Source organism: Labrys methylaminiphilus subsp. lupini (genome assembly GCF_051161885.1).
Taxonomy (GTDB): domain Bacteria; phylum Pseudomonadota; class Alphaproteobacteria; order Rhizobiales; family Labraceae; genus Labrys.
Genome location: NZ_JBMDIH010000002.1, coordinates 1,257,803 through 1,277,228, shown reverse-complemented (window position 1 = coordinate 1,277,228; position 19,426 = coordinate 1,257,803). Strand labels below are relative to the sequence as shown.

Below are 19,426 nucleotides of genomic sequence, written 5' to 3'. Positions count from 1 at the left end.
AGAGCTTGGAACCATCGTGGGGTTCGCCAGGGTGCCGTTGCGTTAAGTCTAATTGGTGACTCGATCTGTTTCGGGGCCCCGGTAAGGTTCTTCCAAGAATGAGGAGGATACATGCCTAAGTACATCGTCCCGAAACGGCAAATCAGCCCATTTGGGCTTCGCATGGATCCCGAACTGCGAAAGCTCCTCGAAGGACAGTCGAAGCTCAAGGGCCTTTCTCTCAACTCTCTGATCGTCTCCATCTTGGAAACTCACGTCCACGGCACGATCAATCTCGTCGATCGAGTTGCCAAATTGGAGGAGCAGTTTCAGGAGGTTCTTACCAAATAGGGCCCTTATGGCGTTCAAAGGGGAGGTGGTAAGGAGAGCGTTTTGCAGAGTGTTGCCGCCCCCTGCCGCTATTCTCACGATCTGGCTGCAGGGGGCAGAAATAAAAGCCCGGCATATCGCCGGGCCTTGTTTGCATTCTGGCTGATGAGTATCAGAACTTGTAGCTGATGCCGAGATTGACGGTGGTCTGATTCCAGCCGGCCTTGACGCTCGGGTCCGTCACGACATAGCGCTTTTTCTGGAAATCAGTGTAGCGCACTTCCAAGCGGCCGATCCAATTCTGGGTGAAGGCATATTCGGCGCCGGCACCAATGGTCCACCCGATATGGGTGTTGGTGTCGCTGGTGCCGTAGGCGGTGCCGAAATACTGGCCGGAATCCGACAGCTTGCCGTTGGCGAAGGCGATACCACCCGTGGCGTAGAGCAGGATGTTGTCGAGAGCGTAGCCGGCGCGCAGCCGGGCCGAGCCCTGCCACTCGCTCTTCATCTGCAGACGGCCGCTCCAGCCTCCACCATAATAGCTGTAGCGATGGCTGCCCTTGAGATCGGCGTAGTCGATATCCACCTCGCCACCGATCACGAATTGGTTGATCTGGTAGTTGTAACCGGCATGAGCGCCGCCCACGAAGCCATTCATATTGAAATGATCAGCAACCGACTGGGTCTGGGCCGGGGTAGGGGGCAGGAGCGGGCCGTTCTCGGAATAATTGTCGTTCTCGCGGCCCCAGCCATAGCCCGCATGCAGGCCGATATAGGGACCGGACCAGTCATAGGGCGTATAGACGGGAGCGACGGGTTCGACCGGTCGCGGTGCGAGGTCGGCAGCGTCAGCGCCGCCGGCAACCAAGGCTGCGACCATCACGGTCGGTACGAAAACTGCCTTGAACATAAATTGTTCTCTCCCACATGTGTTCACCGAAAATCCAGCGGCTGGCGCTGAAACTTTCCTATTTCAGAAGCTATGGGGACGTCGCGTTTTCGAGTCAAAAGAATATAAATTACCTTAGGGAATATATCGCATTATCGGAATTATATGTGGCGAAATTGCAACAATTATCAGCACTGTCGGTCAAATTTTACCTCCTTTCTATGCTTAATATCCACCGCGCGCTTGGATTTCTCGAATTGTCTAACCAAGATACACTCTGATCATTCATAATCGTCGCTTCGAACAGCCATATCGATTGACAGATTCTAATCCGATACCTAATTAATATTGATTATACGTTCAAATGGCATCCGCCTGCTGCGATATATGATGAGGTATGAGATGGCCGCCACTGCTGCGAAGAAACTCGATGCCGGGAGCGCCGCTCCCGTGGCCACTATCAAGAAGACGGGCATTCTCGTCGCCCGAGCCCCTTATGAAGCACCCAAGGTGCTGTCCTTCTCGGTCAAGGAATTGTCCACCGATAATGCCCTGTCAATGTTGGGCAACACCTGATCGCGCATTTTTGACGATCCTCGTCATAGAGCGTGTCTCCGCTCGCTATTTACAAGCAAGCAGATGCGCGCCTGAGGCGGTATGGCAAATATGGCACTCACATCTCTGCTGCCGCAACTGCGAGCTTCGTGCTGATAAGGCCATCCGATTAGATGCGCCCCGATCTCGAACGCCCGGACCGGCTTGAGGGATGCACGGCACATTGACTTTGGCACCGACCACCTGTCGAAAATGCCCCTTGGCCCGGCCGGAGGCATGGGATTATGTTCCATAAGATATGTTATGCGAATTAATTCCCTGTAGAGCTCCGCTGAAACGGTCATACCTCTCCTCATTGGACATATCTCTTTTCCAAGGCGCAACGCCTTGGAAATTCAATGTGATGATGGCGGTGTCAAAGACACCGCCCGTGATTGGAGTGCTTACTTGCGAAGCTCGGTCCAGATCTTCTTGTAAAGCACGTCGACCTCCGGCGGGCACATCAGCGCCACGGTGCCATGGGCCTTGGCATCGGCGGGAACGACAATCTCAGGAGCGTCCCTCATCTCGGCTGGCATGTATTTTTCCGAGCCTGCGATGCCATTCGCGTAATGATGGAAGGTGGAGTTCAGTGCAGCGTTCTCAGGATCCATCATGAAATTCTGGAACAGCCTGGCGTTGTCGACATTCTTTGCTTCTTTCAGCACCGCCACATTGTCGGACCAGTACGTGAAGCCTTCCTTGGGATAACCGTAATGGATCTGGGGATGCGCCAGGCGCGTGCGCAGGGCCGCCCCGTTCCAGGTCAACGAGGCCTTGAAGTCGCCTGCCCCCATCTTTTCGATGGCATTGTATTCCATGGCGATCCAGTTCGGCTTGGCGGCCGTCAGAAGGTCACGCGCTTTCTTCAATACCTGCTTGTCGCCGGTGCACTGCTCGCCGCCGACGTAGCGGATGGCGGCCGTAATGACGTCCTTCATCTCCGGAACGACGTTGACCTTGCCCTTCAGCTCGTCCGGCGTCTTGAAGATGATATCCCAGGTGTTGATATCGCCCTTATACGCCTCGGTATTGACGACGACGCCAATCGTACCCCATGCCCACGGCACGGAATATCTGCGGCCGGGATCGAAACCAGGATCTGCCCATTCCGGAGTGACGTTCTTGAAATTCTCCATCTGGCCGGGATTGGTTTCGAGCAGCAATCCTTCCTTGATCCAGATCGGCAGATAAGTCTGCGAGGGCACGACGATATCGAAACCTGAACCACCCTGTCGCGCCTTGGCAAGGGCCGTATCGTTGGAATCATAGTCGGTGATGGTGACCTTGACCTTGTATTGCTCCTCGAATTTCTTGATGAGCTTGGGGTTGGTATAGTTGCCCCAATTATAGATGTTGAGCTCGCCTTCGGCATGAGCGACGCCCGTCATGGCAAGAAGCATCAGCACCGATCTGGGGATGGACCATTTCAAATACACAGGGGATTCCCTCCAACACATTCATCGATCTATCTGCCGTGAGGGCCTCGAACAGTCCAGAGGCTCGGCGCATGACTGTGAAGATATAGTCTGACCTATTTGACGCAGGCCCCGCGTGCAGCCAGATCGTTTTGGGTCAAGCCAGAGCAGCGTAGATGGATCGGCTACAAACTCGACGGTCTATTGGGTCCCCAAATCCGAGAGGTAAGCGGGCCGTGCGCCGCGTCACGTTTGCCCAGACACGGCAAGCTCAAACGCCTCAGCAACTGGTATCGCGGCCAGCCCGGCACGAGGCTCAATATCAAAATGCCCAGTGCCCCCAGGTTATGCTCTTTCCAAAAAGGCCTTGGCGACAAGCGCGGACCGTGTGGGAGAACAAAGCCCCTCCCCGCCATTCCAATCAGAAATTGATTATATGAAACAAATTTTTGAATTAATTTGTTAAATTGATATCTGATATTTCAGGTCGAGGGAAATGGCGGATCGGGTTGCGCTTGACGCCCAAATCCAGCCAATGAGGCGTAGCCACGCACGACACGCTCTCGCTCCTCATAGGTTGCAACGGCCTCGATATCGGCAAAACCGTCGGGCGCCCGAGCTTCCACCATATCGATCACGCCTTCGGGACCGCCCTTGCGATTGGCCAGGACGATCTGGGCGGTGCTGGGGCGTCGCTCTGCGTCATAAGCCGCCAGGGCCGCCTCGATCGTATTCGCGGCGCGGAGGTGCTCCGACAGGGATCGGGCGTCGAGAATGGCCTGACTCGCGCCGTTCGAACCGACCGGATACATGGGATGGGCTGCATCCCCCAGCAAGGTAACGCGCCCGAACGACCAGCGCGGCAGTGGTTCGCGATCGCAGTTGGGATATTCGTAGAACGCGTCCGTGGCTTTGATGATTGCGACGGGATCGACATAGTCGAGGTGGAAGCGGTCGCGAACGAATGGCAGGACTTCTTCGAGCACGCCGGGCCTGCTCCAGTTTCCCAGGGAGAAGCTCTGAACCCTCTCTTGGCCTGCTCGTGCCATCACCGCCCAATTGGTGAGGTGCGTCTCTGAGTTTTGTTCATGTTTTTCAATTGGATAGAACACGAATTTGGCAAAGTTTCCGCCCGCGATCGCCATGGTGCGACCGTCCTGCCATTTCGGCCAGGGGGTGGCGCCACGCCAGAGCATGATGCCGCTCCAGATCGGCTGGCCCTCTCCAGGATAGAGTGCGGCACGCACGGCCGAATGAATGCCATCGGCCCCCACGAGCAGGTCACCGACAGCTTGCGTCGGCCTGCCGAGGCTGTCCGACAGGTGAACGATGACGGCATTACTGTTTTGCTCGAAACCATTCACGCGGCATCCGGTGCGGATCACCGCCGGGCCCATCCGCTCGATCACGGCGCGATGGATCAGGCCGAGCAACCTACCTCTGTGAATGCTGAACTGAGGTGCGGCGAGACCTGCATCGATGCCGCGCAACTCGCGCCACACCACCTGCCCGAACCGGTTCGCATGGATCAATTCGCGCGTCCGGATGCCCGCGGCATCGAGTTCCTCGATCAGCCCCAGCTCCGTCAACAGGCCGACGGCATGCGGCAACATGTTGATGCCGACGCCCAGTTCACGCACATCCTTTGCGCCCTCGAAAATCTCGACGTCTACTCCCACCCGATGAAGGAACAAAGCTGCGGTCAACCCACCGATGCCAGCTCCCGCAATCAGTGCCTTCATGATCCTGCTCCGTATTCAGAATGCATATTTGGCATGAGGAAACCTATCATCCCAAGATCCAAGACCATCGCTGGCCGTCTCAGTTGGCTCGGTTCGCCTTCACAGTGACGAATTCGGGCATGATTCCTCCTGCTCTCCTATCGTTACCTGCCTCAAGGACGAAGCAGTGCGCGCTTTTCCGACATTCGACCGGATACGCCAGCTCGAAAGCCGTCGCCCTTCCCGCCAGTGTCGCCGACCGCCTTGCGCACGGCAACCGGACAGGTTTCACTGTTGCGCAGGCCGGGAAGCATGGACGGGCGGTCCCAGAGCGTCAGGACAAGGCGTGGAAGCATGGCATTTGCGATCAAGGCCGAGATTCGTGACCTGGATGCGGAAAATCTCAGCTTCACCGCACAGAAGACGATGTATGGCGGCAAGCATATCGCTGAGGGCGACATCATCTTCCTGTTTGCGAGCGAAAATGAGGGGGGCCAGGGTCTTTTCGCCCGTGGCGTCGTGACCTCTGCCGAGGCGGTTGCCAAGAAACAGGACACCCTTCGGCAGACCCCGCGTGTGAGCATTGCCGTGCGCCGCATCGCGCTTGCCCAGAGGCCACTGGGGCGCCGCGAGCTCAAACGTCTCAGCAATTGGCAGGACGGCCAGCCCGGCACGGAGCTCAATTTCAAATTCTATCGGCAAGCGACGAACAAGATCATCGGCATCACGGACGAGGCGGCGGTGTTCCTCAGCCAGTTCTTCTAGAGAGAACTGCTGATAAATGGATTAATATCTATAAATATTAAGCAATATCAATATATTATAGATATTTTCTTAACATTTAGATTAAGTATGATGCCATGGAGAAAAATGCTTCAAGTCTACGGATCCGGCCGGGCGACTCTGCGTGCGGCGATGGCCAGCAGCTTGAGGGTCCCCTCCAATGCCTGGCTGGCCCGATCAGTCTCGCCGCCTGTCGGGGAATGCGTATATTCGACACGCCCATTCTCGTAGATGTCGATCTCGAACCGACTGTCGGCGGCCGTCACCGTCAGGGTGATCGAGTCGGGCGTCAGTCGGTCCAGCACATACCAAAGCTGCTGCTGATCCAGCGTTCGCAACAGGCTGAAAAGTGGATGCGTCATGCTCGATGCTCCTCGAATCACAACCATGCCCACCGGCCTGTTGCGGAGGGCCGAGATGGCATTCCCCGCTCTTTGCAGAGACGTGGCGTGTTCCTGGTCAAAAAACTATTAATAACAATAGGTTATAGAATATTCGGTTCTGACGGAGCGCGATTTGGTGGCCAATTCGGCTAACGCCCGATCTGGTGAAGATGTTCCGCCGTCCCTACCCGCAGGGTCGTGTTTCAGATGCCATCATCCATCGCGTAGTCGCGCGTAAAATAGGCATTGGTCAAGGCCACAACCTCTGTTCTGTTGCGCGCATTGAGACGCTTCATGATGTTCCTGACATGCACTTTCACCGTGAACTCGCTCATCTCGAGTTCAGCAGCAATCAGCTTGTTCGGCAGCCCCCTGCGGATCAGGCCGACGACCTCGAGCTGCTTTGCGGTCACCCGATCCCGCAAGGATCCCCCACCACTTGGCAAAGGCATGGTCTCGGTTCGAGACTGCATCACGCTGTGGGAGGGCACGAACACACCGCCGCTGCGGACGAGGCGAATGGCGGCGATGGCGACATCGACATTGGAATCCATGGCGATGAAGCCACTGGCACCCTGCTCCAGAGCCTTCGAAACGTCGCTTGCCGATTTCATGTCGGAAATCACCACAACCCGCACACCGGGCGTGACGGCAAGAACGCGCCTCACCACTCGCTCGACGGCGATTGTCGTCTCCCGTGTACCGGTGACGCACAGCAATGCGATGGAGGCGCCCTGCCCCCGCCTGCCCCACTCTTCGACGTCGGCGTAACCCTCCACCACCAACCCGGTTTCAGAGCCTGTCAGGCAATGCATGAGGCAGGTCCGGGTCAAGGCATTGGCGCAGATGACAACGACATGTGCGCTGGTATCCCGATATATCTGCACGGCTGGAACGGGCACGCTGTGATCGAGCGGGAGTTGCCCCGCAGTATGTTGCGGTATCGGCGCGGGAACGGCGTGCTGCTCGTCGGCGACCGGAGCGGTTGGCTTGCGAGGCGCCGACGAAGATAAGGGCATAGCGCGGTTCCAGCGGGTTGGTGCAGGCTCAACGGAGACCGCATGTGCCTTTGCGCACAGCCATTGCCTCAGCAGAACGTGAGGTTGCTCGAACGGCACCGCAATGTCAAATCCGAATATGAAATTGACATTTTAAAGCTCGTGGGTAAAAAGTTACTTCTCAAGAGACAGTGTTCAAGCTTCATGCCCAGACCCCTGCATGCCCGTCGTGTTTCGCCAGACAGCCAGGAGCGTGGCGTGAAGACGCGCCAAAACCTGATCGAAACGGCCGGACGGGTCTTTGCCGACAAGGGCTATCATGCGGCGACGAGCCGGGAAATTTGCGATCTGGCCGGCGTCAACACAGCGGCGGTGAACTATTATTTCGGTGGTATCCGCCCGCTCTATGAAGCGGCGGTGTCAGAGGCACGGCGCGAGGTCGTCATTCCGCCCGAGGCATTCGCGGCCATTCTGGAACACGCCGAGCCCCTGGATCAGCTCAAGGCCTATTATGGCCTGATGGCCCGGCGATTGCTGTCGCCGGCCGAACGCTCATGGCAGATCAGGTTGGTCACGCGCGAGATGGTGACGCCCACAGTCTCCACGTTGATTGTGGACGAGGATTTTCTGGCGCCCCAGGTTCATTGGCTGCGTGACCTGCTTGCCCGCATGCTAGATCGTCCGCTGGACCATCCCGACATCGGTAGGGCCGAACTGGCGCTCAACGCACCCTTCATGGTCCTGGCTACGGTGGAGCGCGGTGTGCTGGAATCCATCGCCCCGAGCCTGGCAGAGCGCGAACGGGAGATCGAACCGATGTCATGCGCGCTGGAAACATTCGCCCTCGCCGGCCTGCAGGCCCTGGCGCGCAAATGCCCCGGTCATTAGTATCTCTTTGCGAGAGAGCACACTTTGCCGATGGCAAGGCGTGGTCACGACAGAGCGCTTTCTTGGCCGAAGTCCTTGTTTAAACGCGTCTTTGCGATTCTGCGTGACTCAACGAGGTCGCAAAACGGCCTACAGGCCCGCCGCCGTGGTAGCGCGATTGCGGCCGGATCTCTTGGCTTCATACATCGCCTTGTCGGCCGCCTCGATCAATTTTTCGGGCCGGTCGTCGCTGGCGGGAACGTGGGTTGCGCCGCCAACGCTGATGGTGACCTTGTCGGCGATCGGAGAGGCCGCGTGCGGCAGCCCTAGCGCCTCGATGGCCTGCACCACCTTATCTGCAAGAAAGGCAAGATCGCCCGCCTGGGTTTGCGGCAGCACCACGGCGAATTCCTCACCCCCCAGGCGTACTGCCAGGTCCTTGGGGCGATGGAAGGTGCCCCTCACCGCTGTCGCCACCGTTTTCAACACCTCGTCACCGGCAAGGTGGCCATAGGTGTCGTTATATTGCTTGAAGTGATCGACATCGATGATCAACAACGAGATCGGCTCTTTCGCGCGTATGGCCTGGCGCCACTCGGTATCAAGATATTGATCGAAATAGCGCCGGTTGCTGAGGCCCGTCAGGCCGTCAGCATTGGTCAGGCGCTGCAACTCGAGATTGGTCTCCATCAACTCCTGCTGGCTTCGACGCAAGGCACGATAGGCTTCGTCGCGTTGGATCTGGGTCAGATAGGCCGCCGAATGGTAGCGGATGCGCGCAATCAGCTCGATCCGGTCGGGCAGCTTGACGAGATAGTCATTGGCGCCGATCCGAAAAGCTTCGCTCTTGACAGCCGCCTCCTCCTCCGTCGAGAGCACGATGACGGGAATGGCCTTGGTGGCGGGGTCGGCACGATATTGGCGGACCAGGGTCAGGCCATTCATATTGGGCATCACCAGATCCTGCAGGATCACGGTGGGCTTCACCCGCTTGGCGATGGCAAGGGCCTCCAGCGGATTGGAGCAATAATGCAATTCGATCTCGATCTCATCGATCAGCGCGCGCCGGATGGCCTCGCCGACCATGATCTGATCATCGACCAGAAGGACCATGACCGACTGATGGATGGTGTCGAGGGAGGCGGCGCCGTGAGATTTGACGTCTGCTGGCTGGCTCATGGGGCAGTTCCTCTTCTCAGGCGCGGGGAGCCGAGCAGTTCGGTCAGACGCGAGGCGATTCTGTCCAGCGGCAGAATGTCCGTCGCGGCACCCAGGGCGGCTGCCGCCTTGGGCATGCCATAGACCGCACTTGTAGCCTGGTCCTGCGCGATAGTGTGATGTCCAAGTTCACGGAGCGCTTTCAGGCCGCGCGCTCCATCCGATCCCATGCCGGTCAGCAGGACGCCGGTCACCGGACCTTTCCATAGGCGTACCACGCTGTCGAAAAAAACGTCCACGGACGGACGATAAACCTGATCGACCGGATTGGGCGTATAGCCCAATTGCCCGCCGGCCTTGAAAACCAGATGATTGTCGGTGCCGGCGACCAGAACCTGTCCCGGCAAAGCGCGATCCCCCTCGCTCGCGAGCTGGACCGGAAGAGTGGAATGCTGGCTGAGCCAGTTGGCAAGGCCGGGCGCAAAGCGGGCATCGACATGCTGAACGATCACGATGCCGGCAGCACAATTACCGGGCAGGCTTTTCAACACCGTGGCCAATGCGGTGGGACCGCCGGCCGATGCGCCGATCGCGATGAGTTGCTGGGTCTGTGGTCGTGCCATATCGGCAGACCTTTGCCTGGGATTGCCGTCGGTGACCAGATTAGCGATCACGTCGATCTTTGCCAGGAGGGGGCGTGCCCCCCAACGCGTCTCGCGCGAGCCTAGAAGTGGCGTGTCGACCGCATCGAGAGCGCCCTCCCCCATGGCGGCAAAAACGCGTGCCGCATTGGTCTCGACATCAGCTGTCACGATCAGGATGGCGCAGGGCGACTGCGCCATGATCCGACGGGTGGCTTCGATACCGTCCATGCGCGGCATGATCAGGTCCATCAGCACGAGATCGGGCCGGTCCCGGCTGCACAACTCCACTGCCTGCACGCCATCGGCGGCGACCCAGGCAAGCTGATGCTGGGGTGCCATGGCAAGTACCCGGCGCATTGCTTCCACCGCCAGCGGCAAATCATTGACGATCGCGATCCTCATACCCCAGCCTCGCCAATCAGATCCACCACTGCGTTGATCAGAGTATCATCCTGGAAACTGCCTTTGGTAAGATAATAATCCGCCCCAGCGTCCAGGCCACGCTGGCGATCCTCCGCTCGATCTTTGTAGGACACGATCATCACCGGCAGCGATTTGAGATCGGCGTCCTGCCGGATGCGGTGGACCAGTTCGATCCCGTCGATGCGCGGCATGTCGATATCGCTGATCAGGAGATCGAAACGGCCATTGCGCAAGGCGTTCCAGCCATCCATGCCGTCGACGGCCACTTCGACCTCGTAGCCGCGATGGTCGAGCAGTTTGCGCTGCAGCTCGCGCACGGTGAGGGAATCGTCGACGACGAGCACGCGCTTGCGCCTTTCCTCCTGCCTGCCGGCCTTCTTTCGGCCAATCTGAGCAAGCTGATCAGCGGAGGAGAGTTTTTCCATGGAACGGATGATGTCCTCGACGTCGATGATCAGGAGTGGCGAGCCGTCCTCCATCAAGGCAGCCGCACTGATATCCTTGATCTTGCCGAGGCGCGGGTCGAGCGGCTGCACCACCAGCTCGCGACCGCCGAGGAAGCGCTCGACCACCAGTCCGTACATGGCACCGGGGCTGCCGACCACGACGATGCGCAATTCGCCGTTGGGATCATCAGCCGGCGGACAACCCAGCACCTGATGTGCCGCGACCAGGCCGACCAGCTGCCCATCGAGGTTGAAATGCTGGCGCCCTTCCAGGGTCTGGACCTGATCGCCGGCGATCTTGATGGCGCGCACGATATGGGCGAAGGGAAAGGCGTAGGGCTCCCCGCCGATTTCCACGATCAGCGAACGGACCACCGAGAGCGTGAGCGGCAGCTCCAGCTTGAAGCGTGTACCTTCGCCGAGCTCGGACGTTACTCGCACCAGGCCGCGAACTTGGCGGATCATCTCCTGCACGACATCCAGCCCTACGCCCCGGCCGGAAATAACGGTGACCTTTCCCTTCATGGAGAAGCCGGGCAGGAACAGGAATTCGAGCAATTCATGGGCGCTGAGCCTGTTCGCCGTGTCCGAGCTGGCAAGGTTTCGTGCAATCACGGTTTGGCGGATCTGTTCGAGATCGATACCGCGTCCATCGTCCGAGACGGTGATCTGCAACGTGCCCGCGCGGTGCGATGCTTCCAGACGGACCACGCCTTCGTTGGCCTTGCCGGCGGCAACCCTTTCGTCGGGGCTTTCAATACCGTGATCAAGGGCGTTGCGCAGGAGATGACCAAGCGGAGCATCGAGCCTGTCCAGAATGTCACGATCCACCAGCGTGCGCTCGCCGACGATCTCCAGCCGCACCTTCTTGTCGAGTTCGCGCGCAATGTCGCGCACCATGCGCGGATAGGCCGCGATGCCGTCGGAGAAGGGACGCATGCGTATCGCCAGCGCTTGATCGTAGAGCCGGTGGGCGAGCGTGGTGGCCTGATGGTCGGTGGCTTCCAGTTCTCCCAGTCGCTGCGACAGATGCTGCCGGCATTCCAGAAGGCGTTGCTGGGCCTTGTCGAGGGCCGATTGCGCCCGTTCATCCAGGGCGTGGACCGGCAAGACAGCGCGCAGCGACTCCAATGCACTCGCCGCCTCGAGCTGGAGACGCTTGAGGCGTTGCAGCGACTGACCGAAAGGTCCCAGCCATCGCGATTCCACCAGTGATTCACCAGCGAGATCGAGGAGCCGGTTGAGATTTTCGGCACTGACTCGTAGGGCCCGGTCGGTCGATCCGGAGGCTGAGGTCGTCTCCTCCGCCACTGGTAGGGGCAGAGGGGTGGGCTCGGGCGTCGGCTTCGGCACCGGCGCCGGCATCTCCGCAGCTTCGGCTTGAGGCTGGCTGAGTTCCAGGACGAACTGATCGGCTTCGGCCTGCCAGGCCTCGTCGCGCGAACCGCTTTCGAGATCCGGCGATCTGGCGAAAGTCAGAAGCAGATCCACGCCGCGCAGGAGTACGTCGATCCGACCGTGATCCAGCCGGGCGCCGCGCTGTTGGGCCAGAACGAAAAGATCTTCCATCGCATGCGCGATCGTCACGGCGGCATGGATCTCGACGATGCGGGCAGCCCCCTTGAGAGAGTGAGCGGCTCGCATGCAGGCCTCGATCTGGTCGGCTCGTGCCGGATCCTTGTCGAGCGCCAACAAGGCCGTCGTCATCGCCTCGGCCTGTCCTTCCGCTTCGATGCGAAACAGGTCGCGCATCGAGAATTGGCTGAGATCCTGTGTCATCGTGCCAGCCCCCTGCCGAGGGTCTCGAACAACGCATGCTCATCGAGCCGGCCGACATTTCTGTCGCGCCAAGACAGCAGGCCTCGGGTGAAACCCGAACTCGACTGGGCCACGGTGGCCGGCACAGGCTTCAGCTCCGCTTCCACATAGAGATGGGTGTACTGGACCTCGTCGACGGGAAACGCAAAGCGGGAACCGGCATGGTGGGCGACGATCAGCCGGCCCTGCGGCGAATGCTGCTCGCCGCCGATGAGGACCTGGGCGATCGAGACGCAGATCACCAATTCGCCGCGCACATTGACCAGACCCAGCAGCGCAGGATTGCGCCGGTGCGGCAGTGAATGGATGGAGCGCAGGCCGGTCACCTCGTCCAGGACCAGCGTGGGCAAGGCAAACCACTCGCTGCCCAACCGGAAGACCAGTACCGATTGGGTATTGGACGAACGCGCGATCGCGCCCGCCCCCGCTGGCGGAAGGGCAGCGGTGATCTCTCCTCGGGGAACGTCACGATCGAGCAATCGAGAGGCCGCGCGTGAAAACACCTCACAATTGTGGCAATGCGCATGGCGCCGGAGTTCCGGGCATGATTTGTCGCCGCGCACGCCGATCCGCTGCCAACAATTGTCGATCTCGAAGGGCGACGCTGCGGCGGGAACGTCGGAAGCCAGGCTCGTCATCGCACTCTCCGTTCGTCCAGGCGTCGCAAGCGCTCGTCGAGCAGTCTGGCGCCGCCATGATCGCCCTGTTTCCTGAGCAGGAGGGCGAGATGGCCGAGCGCCTCGGTATTGGCGGGATCCAGATAGAGGGCCTTACGGTAATAGCGCTCTGCCGTGCCCAGATCGCCGGAGGCGTCGCTGATCAAGCCCAGCAGTGCCAGGGCGTCGGGAGTTGCGCCATCCTGACGGATCAACGCTTCGCATCCACGCGCAGCCTCCTCCAGCCGGCCCCGATCGGCCAGCCGGCGCAGTTCGTCAAGGTTTGGCAGCGCTGTTTCCCGCTTCTCCTCGCGTCGAGGGGGAGCGGGAGCGAAAGGCCTCGATTTCGGCAGTGGCGGCGGCTCTCGCCGTGGCCGGGTCGCGATTGCCGACGGCGTGGGTCTGGCCTTGGTGGTGCTTGGGCGGGCGCTTTCCTTGTGGAAGGCGAACGCCATCGGAATCTTGGTCGAGGTGAAGCCGTTGGCCCCCATCAGCCCGGCCTCCGAATGGCCGACAAAGGCGATCCCATGGGGTGCGAGCAGGCGTCGGATCACGGCGACCGCCTGCCTTTGCGTCGCCGCATCGAAATAGATCAGCAGGTTGCGGCAAAAAACGAAATCATAGCTCGCCGGGTCGGCATAGAAATGCGGCGCCACGATATTGCCCAGGCTGAACTGGACAGGGCTGCGGACGGCGTCTCGAAGCCTGTATCCGTCCTTGGTTGCTTCGAAATAGCGGTCGCGGAAAGCCAGGTTCTCCCCCCGAAACGAGTTGCGGCCATAGACGCCCTGCCTGGCAAGGGCGAGCGAACGAGCGCTGAGATCGATGGCGTCGATACGGAATTGATCGACGGTCAAGCCCGCATCGAGCAGCGCCATGGCGATCGTATAAGGCTCCTCCCCGCTCGAGCAAGGCAGGCTGAGGAGGCGCAATGGGTGAGAAGCATCGGCTTGGAACGTTCCGCGCGTCACCAGCCGCGCCAAGGCAACGAAAGCCTGGGGAGCGCGAAAGAACCAGGTCTCGGGGACGATGACCGCCTCGATCAACTCCTGCACTTCTTCTTCGGAATTTTGCAGCAGTTCCCAATAGGCCTGGGCGCCGTCGAGCTTGCACGCCTTGTACCGCGCCACCACCGCACGCTCGATCGCCGACGGGCCGATGGAGGCAGCATTCAGCCCGATGACGCGCCCAAGGAATTGCTCGAAGCGCGGGTCGCTCATTGGCTGGCCACCGGCTGGCTGCGAACGGCGGTGAGAAGCGCAGCAGGGAGCAGGCCTTCCAGTTGAACACGCTGAACCAGGCCATGCGGGCCGGGCGCGAAAGGTGCGAATTCGGCCGGATCCAGCCGGAGCATCTCCGTGGCATTTTCCGCGATCAGACCCAGCAGGACGGTATCGTCCTGCGGATGGCGTATGACGATGATGCGCGTGCTCAGGCGCCGGCGCGCCGGCCGGCCAAGCTCGAGGGTACACAGATCGATGACCGGTACATAACGGCCGCGATATTCGAAGGAGCCGGCGACCCCCTCGGGCGCCTGACGCACCTTCTTCAATTCCGTCAACGGCATGACCTCGACGATCGGATCGATCGTCATCGCAAAGCCCTCATCGCCGATCCGGAAATAGAGGAAGAGCATTCTGAGTTCCGCCATATCCTGGAGAAAAGCGCGTTCTGGCGAAATCGCACTGCAGCCCCAGTCCCTTGTTTCCATGCGCCCTTGCGCGTCAGGCCATCTCGAGCTTGAAGCGTGCGATGCTTCCGCTGAGATTGCTGGCGACGTGATTGAGTTCGTCGATCGCCGAGCTGGACTGGCGCAGGGATTCCACCGTCTGCTGCGTCGCTTCGGTCAGCTGTATGAGCGCCTCGCTGATCTGCTCGGCCCCCGTCGCCTGCGCCTGCATGCCTTCGCTGACGGATTCATAGCGGGGCGTAAGCGCCTGCACTTGCGTGATGATCTCGGAAAGTTTGGCTCCGATCTCATGAACGTCATGCAGGCCGCGTCGCACTTCCTCCGAGAACTTGTCCATGCCCATGACGCTGGCCGACACGGCGGACTGGATCTCCTTGACCATCTGCTCGATGTCGTAGGTGGCGACGGCCGTCTGGTCGGCCAGACGGCGAATTTCCGAAGACACCACGGCAAAGCCGCCTCCATATTCGCCGGCCTTTTCTGCCTCGATCGCGGCATTGAGCGACAAGAGATTGGTCTGATCGGCAACTTTGGTGATCGCCGTGACGACCTGGTTGATGTCGCTGGCTTTTTCGTTCAGCACGGCAAGCTTGGCGGTGATGGAGCTGGCAGCGCCCATCACCTGGTTCATGGTGTCCTCCATATGGGCCAGCTCGACCTTGCCTCCCGATGCCAGACTGGCGGTGTGCTCGGACACCGTCACGACATCGGACATGGTCCTGACCAACTCCTTGGAGGTTGCTGCGATCTCGCGGGAGGTCGCACCGATCTCCGTTGTGGTGGCGGCGACTTCCGAGGCCGTTGCCTGCTGCTGTTTGGACGTCGCCGCAATCTCGGTCATCGACGTGCTGACGCGGATACCCGAGCGCTGGACCTGGCCGACGAGTTCCATCACTTCGTCGGCCATGCGGTTGTAGCCTTCGCCGAGGTCGCCCAATTCGTCCTGCCGAACGATCTGCATGCGCTGGGTAAAGTCGCCCTTGCGCATGGTGTTCATCAGCGTCTTCAACTGCAGCAGGGGCTTGGTGATGGCGCGCAGCAGCGAAAAGCCTGCAAAGGCGGCAATCACCAGGGCAAATGCGAAGGCCACTATCATGGCGCTCAGCAAAGAGAGGATTTCATTGCCGACGATATCGGGCAAGGCAAAGGCGCGTTGCTGGTTGAACGCTATTACATCGGTGAGGTTCTTGAAGGCCGTGTTGAAAGCCGCATCGACACCTGAAGCGGCCGATGCATTCGCCTCCCCGTTCCCAGGCGTGCCGTTGCGCGCCGCCGCCTGCTTGAGAAAGCCTTCCTTCAGGCTCTGATAGGAAGCGACCGAGTCCTTGAAGCGCGAGAAAAGCTGCCGATCGGCGTCGGCAACGATCGTTTCCTCATAGCCCCTGAAAAGTTGCTCCATCTTGGTTCTGCCGTCGGCAAGCTGATCGTCGGTCGGGGCCTTGGCCGCAGCCTCGCGTGACATGACGAAGGCAAGATAGTCGGCAAAAAGTCCATCCTTGACGAAAGCTGCCTGTCGTAGCCCGGCAACGGAGTCGGACTTGAGACTGGTGACATGGTCATCGATCGACTTGAGCTGCCAATAGGCAAACAGCCCGATGGCTAGAACGACCAGAAGGATAATGCCGAAACTCAGCATTATACGCGCGCGGATGGTTACTTGTTTCATGGAAGCTGCCACGTCATTTCAGTCTTGCAACGATCAGCACGTCGAGCATGGTAATATGACACGACCGTACGACAAAATCCGTAGGGAAAGCTATATCGAAATCCATGACGAGTAAGGCCAGGTTCCGCAAATGGAAGCACGCCGGACTGATGGACACTGGCGCTGAGGCCATATATGATTCATCCCCCACCCGAAATCCTTCGCGACATGCTCATTCGGATCGACGGGCTTCCCCGTCGCATTCCTGCGACCATCGGCTCCGACAAACCACACGATCGGATCAAGGCGACCCCTTCGGAGCTTTGATTCTAGCCGACGCGCTTATGCAACCAGATATGCCAACCAAACATTAATCTCTTCATAATGAAGGACTTACTCCCAGAACATGCTTTTATGAAGGAGGCACATCCGTGCATGCCTTGCGGGTGCCGGCAGCCTGGGCGAAGCCCCCGTTTCAGCGGCCGCGGTACAGGCCAATCCCGTGGTCACGAGACCCTGCCGATCTGGCGAGGCCCCTGCCCTACCTGGAGCAGGCATCATCCCATCGCCATGTTCGAGCGCAGCGGCTGCCTGTGGCGATCCACGATTCGAGGCGGCGCTCTTGACTTCCTGCCGCAGTGTCACTGGCAATCGATAAGATATATTTTTGTTTTTATAGTTTGGATTTTCAAGCATAAATGTAAGTATAAATTTACGAAAAATCTTATAATTATCTATATATTTTTAAATATTTAAATTACCGTATTATAAAGTGCCAATTTTGAATGATTCAAATATGTACTCGTTGACTTGAGCTGGAGGATATTGTTAGGCGGGTCTGACTTTTTCTTGAAGAAAGCTCTCGGCCTGTGAAACTTGAATCCGCCCTTCTGGCGTCCGCATCGCTTGTTCTGATGTCTGGTGCCGCCCATGCGCAATCCAGCGGCGCCGCGACGATCGAACTCGATCCGGTGGTGGTGGAGGGCAAGGACCGCGGCGGAGTAGCGGGCGTGATCGCAACCACCGGTTATGTCGCGACCTCCGGTCGGAGCCCCACCAAGACCGACACTCCTTTGCTGGAAGTGCCGCAATCCGTCTCCACCGTGACGCAGCCCCAGCTCGAAGAGCGCAAGCCACAGAATTTGCTCGAGGCGATCGCCTACACCCCCGGTGCCGTCGTGGGCATGTATGGCTTCGATTCCCGGTATGACGGTTTCATGGTCCGCGGCATCGACATGACCAATACCGGCGTGTTCCGCGACGGACTGCGGCAACTCAACAGCCCGAACGGCCTGTTCAGGCTCGAACCTTATGGGGTGGAAGCGATTTCCATCCTGCGTGGCCCGGCCGCTTCCATCTATGGTGCCAGCAGCACGGGCGGCATCGTCGACATCATCTCCAAGCGCCCGACCGAGACGCCTTTCCGCGAGATCGAATTGCAGACAGGTTCCTTCGGTCGGCTCCAGGGCAATTTCGACCTGTCGGGACCTCTCAATGCCGAGAAGACTGTATTCTATCGGCTGACCGGCGTCGTCCGCAATGCCAAGGCCGATCTGAGCGCCGGCCGGGACGACCGCGTCTTCATCGCACCGGCGATAACCTGGAAGCCCAACGATGCCACCAAGCTCACGCTGCTTGGCGAATATATGGATTCCACCGTTGGCGGCACTCAGGTCTACCTCAACCGCTACGCGCCCTATGTCGATAGCCAGGGCAACGTCACCGACAAGTCGGTTGGCGCCACCAAAGTATTCGCCGGCGATCGCCGCTACAACGACTTTCGCCAGCAGCAGGGGCGCATCGGCTACGAGTTCGAGCACAAGTTCAGCGATGCCCTGATCCTGCGCCAGAACGCACGCTATTCGCAACTTGGCACCAATCAGGAATATTACTATTTCGGCCCTGGCCTGACCCGCGAGAGCACGGCCGGCTTTGCCAGCGATACCAGCCTGGAAAGCCACTTTGCCACAGGTCCGCTCGAACACACGCTCGTGACGGGTCTGGACACCAGCTATCTGCATTACCGTTCGGCAGAAGGCTATGGCGGCGCGCCCCTTGGTGTCGACCCTCCGCTGACCACCCAGTCGAAGCAGACGCTGGCGATGACCGGCATCTATGTCCAGGACCAGGTCAAGTGGCAGAACTGGCGCCTGACGCTCGGCGGCCGGCACGACTGGCTCTATAGCCGCTTCAGCAAGGGCACGGTCGGCAGCGGCATGACGCAAAGCAAGAGCCGCGACACCAAGTTCACCGGACGGGCGGCCTTGAGCTATGTCACCGATTTCGGCCTCGCCCCCTATGTCGCGTATGGCACCTCCTTCACGCCCAATCCGGGTACGGTGCTCAATGGCGGCGTCGCCGTGCCCACCACCGGCGAACAGACCGAAATCGGCGTCAAATACGACATTCCCAACATGAACGCGTCGCTGCGCGCCGCCGTCTTCGACATGCGCCAGAACAATGCGGTGGTCTATGAAGTCATCGACGGTCTCAACAAGCAGGTCCAGCTCGACGTGCGCTCGCGCGGTGTCGAGATCGAGGGCGTGGCCTCGCTGACCAACGGGCTCAGCGTCCAGGCTTCCTATTCCTACAACGATGCCCGCATCCTCAAGCTCACTCCCGACACCGAGGGCAACCGTCTGTCGAGCGTGCCCTATCACATGGCCTCGCTCTGGCTCGATTATACCTTCCAGGAGGGGCCGGCCACCGGCCTCGGCATTGGCGGCGGCGTGCGCTATGTCGGCTCGAGCCTGGGCGACAATCTCAATCGCGCAATACTCGAAAACAAGCCGCGCACCTTCGTCGACGCCTCGATCCGCTATGACCTCGAAAACCTCAATCCAAAACTCGCCGGCATGCGCGTGCAGGTCAGCGCCACCAATCTGCTCAACGAGGTCAAGCAGATCTGCACGGTCGGCTATTGCTATTTCGACGAGGGACGCAAGGTCATTGCCAGCCTGCGCTACCGCTGGTGAGCAGTATCG

The 19,426-nt window shown here is 59.7% G+C and carries 17 protein-coding genes; 5 read left to right on the top strand and 12 right to left on the bottom strand.

All coding sequences use genetic code 11. The annotated features are described in order from the left end of the window. The first annotated feature begins 111 nt into the window (after positions 1-111). Positions 112-330 (top strand): hypothetical protein, encoded by a 219-nt coding sequence (locus ACN6KF_RS31530; RefSeq protein ID WP_434960826.1) that lies wholly within the window; start codon positions 112-114, stop codon positions 328-330. Between the two features lie 151 nt (positions 331-481). On the opposite strand, the gene ACN6KF_RS31525 is transcribed toward ACN6KF_RS31530, so the two are convergent. Next, complete coding sequence (locus tag ACN6KF_RS31525; protein ID WP_434960825.1) at positions 482-1,219, bottom strand: outer membrane protein; 738 nt, start codon at positions 1,217-1,219, stop codon at positions 482-484. Positions 1,220-1,600: 381 nt separating this feature from the next. On the opposite strand from ACN6KF_RS31525, the gene ACN6KF_RS31520 reads away from it, so the two are divergent. Continuing rightward, positions 1,601-1,774, top strand: coding sequence for a hypothetical protein (locus ACN6KF_RS31520; RefSeq protein WP_434960824.1), 174 nt, complete (start codon positions 1,601-1,603; stop codon positions 1,772-1,774). A 422-nt stretch (positions 1,775-2,196) separates the two neighbouring features. On the opposite strand, the gene ACN6KF_RS31515 is transcribed toward ACN6KF_RS31520, so the two are convergent. Then, on the bottom strand, positions 2,197-3,252 hold the full coding sequence (locus ACN6KF_RS31515; RefSeq protein WP_434960823.1) for an extracellular solute-binding protein: 1,056 nt from the start codon (positions 3,250-3,252) through the stop codon (positions 2,197-2,199). A 440-nt stretch (positions 3,253-3,692) separates the two neighbouring features. Then, positions 3,693-4,952 (bottom strand): flavin-dependent oxidoreductase, encoded by a 1,260-nt coding sequence (locus tag ACN6KF_RS31510; RefSeq protein WP_434960822.1) that lies wholly within the window; start codon positions 4,950-4,952, stop codon positions 3,693-3,695. Positions 4,953-5,285: 333 nt separating this feature from the next. Here ACN6KF_RS31510 and ACN6KF_RS31505 point away from each other — a divergent pair, with 333 nt between their 5' ends. Further along, positions 5,286-5,696, top strand: a complete 411-nt coding sequence (locus ACN6KF_RS31505; RefSeq protein WP_434960821.1) for a hypothetical protein — start codon at positions 5,286-5,288, stop codon at positions 5,694-5,696. A gap of 116 nt (positions 5,697-5,812) precedes the next feature. Here the strand turns inward: ACN6KF_RS31505 and ACN6KF_RS31500 are convergent, their stop codons facing one another. Continuing rightward, positions 5,813-6,076, bottom strand: coding sequence for a hypothetical protein (locus tag ACN6KF_RS31500; RefSeq protein WP_434960820.1), 264 nt, complete (start codon positions 6,074-6,076; stop codon positions 5,813-5,815). A gap of 224 nt (positions 6,077-6,300) precedes the next feature. Next, positions 6,301-6,912: a response regulator transcription factor gene (locus ACN6KF_RS31495; RefSeq protein ID WP_434960819.1), complete on the bottom strand. Its 612-nt coding sequence runs from the start codon at positions 6,910-6,912 to the stop codon at positions 6,301-6,303. A 441-nt stretch (positions 6,913-7,353) separates the two neighbouring features. Between ACN6KF_RS31495 and ACN6KF_RS31490 the strand changes: the two genes are divergently transcribed. Then, on the top strand, positions 7,354-7,983 hold the full coding sequence (locus ACN6KF_RS31490) for a TetR/AcrR family transcriptional regulator (protein WP_434960818.1): 630 nt from the start codon (positions 7,354-7,356) through the stop codon (positions 7,981-7,983). 129 nt (positions 7,984-8,112) lie between these two features. Here ACN6KF_RS31490 and ACN6KF_RS31485 read toward each other — a convergent pair whose 3' ends face one another. The 7 genes from ACN6KF_RS31485 to ACN6KF_RS31455 form a co-directional block, all read right to left on the bottom strand. Further along, positions 8,113-9,141 carry a diguanylate cyclase domain-containing protein gene (locus tag ACN6KF_RS31485; RefSeq protein WP_434960817.1) on the bottom strand — a complete coding sequence of 343 codons (1,029 nt, stop codon included), beginning with the start codon at positions 9,139-9,141 and terminating at the stop codon, positions 8,113-8,115. Continuing rightward, positions 9,138-10,166, bottom strand: coding sequence for a chemotaxis response regulator protein-glutamate methylesterase (cheB, locus tag ACN6KF_RS31480; protein ID WP_434960816.1), 1,029 nt, complete (start codon positions 10,164-10,166; stop codon positions 9,138-9,140). Before cheB ends, ACN6KF_RS31485 begins: the two co-directional genes overlap by 4 nt. Further along, on the bottom strand, positions 10,163-12,412 hold the full coding sequence (locus ACN6KF_RS31475) for a hybrid sensor histidine kinase/response regulator (RefSeq protein ID WP_434960815.1): 2,250 nt from the start codon (positions 12,410-12,412) through the stop codon (positions 10,163-10,165). The genes cheB and ACN6KF_RS31475 overlap by 4 nt, the downstream gene beginning before the upstream one ends. After that, positions 12,409-13,089: a chemotaxis protein CheW gene (locus tag ACN6KF_RS31470; RefSeq protein WP_434960814.1), complete on the bottom strand. Its 681-nt coding sequence runs from the start codon at positions 13,087-13,089 to the stop codon at positions 12,409-12,411. Before ACN6KF_RS31470 ends, ACN6KF_RS31475 begins: the two co-directional genes overlap by 4 nt. Continuing rightward, the gene (locus tag ACN6KF_RS31465) at positions 13,086-14,327 is read right to left on the bottom strand and encodes a CheR family methyltransferase (protein ID WP_434960813.1); all 1,242 of its coding nucleotides are present in this window, start codon (positions 14,325-14,327) and stop codon (positions 13,086-13,088) included. Before ACN6KF_RS31465 ends, ACN6KF_RS31470 begins: the two co-directional genes overlap by 4 nt. After that, the gene (locus ACN6KF_RS31460) at positions 14,324-14,743 is read right to left on the bottom strand and encodes a chemotaxis protein CheW (protein WP_434960812.1); all 420 of its coding nucleotides are present in this window, start codon (positions 14,741-14,743) and stop codon (positions 14,324-14,326) included. Before ACN6KF_RS31460 ends, ACN6KF_RS31465 begins: the two co-directional genes overlap by 4 nt. A gap of 88 nt (positions 14,744-14,831) precedes the next feature. Further along, a complete protein-coding gene (locus ACN6KF_RS31455) occupies positions 14,832-16,463 on the bottom strand; it encodes a methyl-accepting chemotaxis protein (RefSeq protein ID WP_434960811.1) in 1,632 nt (543 codons plus the stop codon). A gap of 893 nt (positions 16,464-17,356) precedes the next feature. On the opposite strand from ACN6KF_RS31455, the gene ACN6KF_RS31450 reads away from it, so the two are divergent. Then, positions 17,357-19,417: a TonB-dependent siderophore receptor gene (locus tag ACN6KF_RS31450; protein ID WP_434960810.1), complete on the top strand. Its 2,061-nt coding sequence runs from the start codon at positions 17,357-17,359 to the stop codon at positions 19,415-19,417. Positions 19,418-19,426: the final 9 nt, after the last annotated feature.

Bases quoted from the DNA above. Each gene is read 5' to 3' on its own strand.
- ACN6KF_RS31530 (WP_434960826.1), top strand. From the start codon at position 112: ATGCCTAAGTACATCGTCCCGAAACGGCAAATCAGCCCATTTGGGCTT.
- ACN6KF_RS31525 (WP_434960825.1), bottom strand. From the start codon at position 1,219: ATGTTCAAGGCAGTTTTCGTACCGACCGTGATGGTCGCAGCCTTGGTT.
- ACN6KF_RS31520 (WP_434960824.1), top strand. From the start codon at position 1,601: ATGGCCGCCACTGCTGCGAAGAAACTCGATGCCGGGAGCGCCGCTCCC.
- ACN6KF_RS31515 (WP_434960823.1), bottom strand. From the start codon at position 3,252: ATGTGTTGGAGGGAATCCCCTGTGTATTTGAAATGGTCCATCCCCAGA.
- ACN6KF_RS31510 (WP_434960822.1), bottom strand. From the start codon at position 4,952: ATGAAGGCACTGATTGCGGGAGCTGGCATCGGTGGGTTGACCGCAGCT.
- ACN6KF_RS31505 (WP_434960821.1), top strand. From the start codon at position 5,286: ATGGCATTTGCGATCAAGGCCGAGATTCGTGACCTGGATGCGGAAAAT.
- ACN6KF_RS31500 (WP_434960820.1), bottom strand. From the start codon at position 6,076: ATGACGCATCCACTTTTCAGCCTGTTGCGAACGCTGGATCAGCAGCAG.
- ACN6KF_RS31495 (WP_434960819.1), bottom strand. From the start codon at position 6,912: ATGCATTGCCTGACAGGCTCTGAAACCGGGTTGGTGGTGGAGGGTTAC.
- ACN6KF_RS31485 (WP_434960817.1), bottom strand. From the start codon at position 9,141: ATGAGCCAGCCAGCAGACGTCAAATCTCACGGCGCCGCCTCCCTCGAC.
- cheB (WP_434960816.1), bottom strand. From the start codon at position 10,166: ATGAGGATCGCGATCGTCAATGATTTGCCGCTGGCGGTGGAAGCAATG.
- ACN6KF_RS31475 (WP_434960815.1), bottom strand. From the start codon at position 12,412: ATGACACAGGATCTCAGCCAATTCTCGATGCGCGACCTGTTTCGCATC.
- ACN6KF_RS31470 (WP_434960814.1), bottom strand. From the start codon at position 13,089: ATGACGAGCCTGGCTTCCGACGTTCCCGCCGCAGCGTCGCCCTTCGAG.
- ACN6KF_RS31465 (WP_434960813.1), bottom strand. From the start codon at position 14,327: ATGAGCGACCCGCGCTTCGAGCAATTCCTTGGGCGCGTCATCGGGCTG.
- ACN6KF_RS31460 (WP_434960812.1), bottom strand. From the start codon at position 14,743: ATGCTCTTCCTCTATTTCCGGATCGGCGATGAGGGCTTTGCGATGACG.
- ACN6KF_RS31455 (WP_434960811.1), bottom strand. From the start codon at position 16,463: ATGAAACAAGTAACCATCCGCGCGCGTATAATGCTGAGTTTCGGCATT.
- ACN6KF_RS31450 (WP_434960810.1), top strand. From the start codon at position 17,357: ATGTCTGGTGCCGCCCATGCGCAATCCAGCGGCGCCGCGACGATCGAA.